The sequence below is a fragment of the Mycoplasmopsis agassizii genome (genome assembly GCF_002276225.1).
Taxonomy (GTDB): domain Bacteria; phylum Bacillota_I; class Bacilli_A; order Mycoplasmatales; family Metamycoplasmataceae; genus Mycoplasmopsis_B; species Mycoplasmopsis_B agassizii_A.
In genome coordinates, this window is sequence record NZ_NQNY01000026.1 from 1 (window position 1) to 1736 (window position 1736).

Annotated in this window: 1 protein-coding gene; it reads right to left on the reverse strand. The window is 26.9% G+C overall.

Annotated features, from left to right (window positions below; all coding sequences use genetic code 4):
* Positions 1–1155: S8 family serine peptidase (locus CJJ23_RS04885; protein ID WP_180738048.1), on the reverse strand; the 1155-nt coding region annotated here is incomplete at its 3' end.
* Positions 1156–1736 lie beyond the last annotated feature (581 nt).

The following is a 1736-nucleotide window of genomic DNA, read 5'->3' on the forward strand; positions in this document are numbered from 1 at the left end:
AGAAACATCACCATCATTACCTGCAGATTGTATAAAAATTACATCAGGATTAGCATTAATAACATTATCTAGTCACTCTGCATCTTTATTGTACGAATAATCATTTGTTTCATTTCCACCCCAACTATTATTAATTATGTAGACACCCTGCTTAATCATACTATCAATTGCACCTGCAGCAGTATTTCAATTTGTTAAAGATTTAATATATAAGATAGGGTAAGGATTTATACCTTGTTTACCGACTATGATTTCTGACACAACACCTGCATGAGTACTATATGGTGCATGTTCTATTGTTAGATCATTATTTGAAAAAACATCTTGGTTATCTTTATAATTTAAAACTCCTTTAGCTTCAATAACACCCACTTTAATTCTTTTATTATTTCACTTATTATTTCTCGAAATTTCTCTTTGTTCTTTTAAAACATTTTCAGTTAAACCCATACCTATATAACGTTTTCGGTTTTCCTCATAATAGTTTTTCCAAAAATCAACCTCATTATTTGTTTTTGGAGTATGGGGTGGTGTAGGTGCTGGTGGTGGGGAAGGCTCTTCATGGGTACTAGGCTCATTTCAAACATAATCTCAATATCCACCCTCCATTGGATTCATTTCTGGAATGAATTTTCATTTATCAACAGTTACATTTGTATCATGTACGTTAATTTGTAAAAGATCTTCTGAATTTATCTTAAGAACTAATAATAGTGAAGATAATTTTTTTAAATCATCTTCATCTTGATATGAAACTGATAAAGTTAGAACAAATTTAGAAAAAATAAATTCTCTACTAGTACCAATTTTTTCTTTAATTTGGTCGACATATTTTTGTAGTTTTTCAGGACTTATTCCTGCTTTAAAAACTATGTCAATTCGGTTAGCACCGTTTTTAATTATTTCTGATTTAGAATCAGAAGATTCAGATCTAAATCTTTCATATTTAAAATAATTTCAGCCTAAATTTTTGATTGTATTTTCAATAGATTCAGAAATTTTTGGTTGTTGAATTAAATTGTCTTTTTCGAAACTTTTTAATTCATGATTTTCATCTTTTGAAGGTGTTTGAATTGCAGACACACTAGTAATTCCTGCAACTATAATAACACTAGCAGAAAATAATGCTAGTGAAATTTTCATTTTTGATCTCATAAGACCCCTTTTTTGCATTTTAATAAAATTGTTTTTTTGTTTTTCTCGTATCTAAATCAACAACAAAAAAACTAGAAAAAAAGAACTGATTTATTACTTTTTCTCCTTTCGCACACATTATATTTTTTTCGTAAAAATGTTGTTTTATAAGACAAAAATATTTTTTTAATAAAAGCATTTTTTAAAAAAAGAGTAAAATGAAAATAGACTAGACTTGCTTAAAATTATGGGATAAAATTAAAGCAAATGACACCTGAATAAAAGTACAAGCAACTGTAATTTGATTTTTAAAAACATTAAAATTAACATGTATGAAAATTTAAGTTACACTTATTCTGGGTTAATATTACATTGTAAATTAAATCGCGAGTTTTGGAATCTTTAAAAAACAGTTTAGAAAAATTCCAAACTGTTTTTTGTTTTGATTAGGTTGATTAATAGAGTTGGGTTATTTTTTTATCTGCGACCATAAGGTATATATAAATAACCTTTGATGTCTAAATCTCAATCATTCATATTAAATTCGCTAATCTTATTTTTTTCAATTGGTATCAGCATTGAACTTAATCTTTTTCATGATC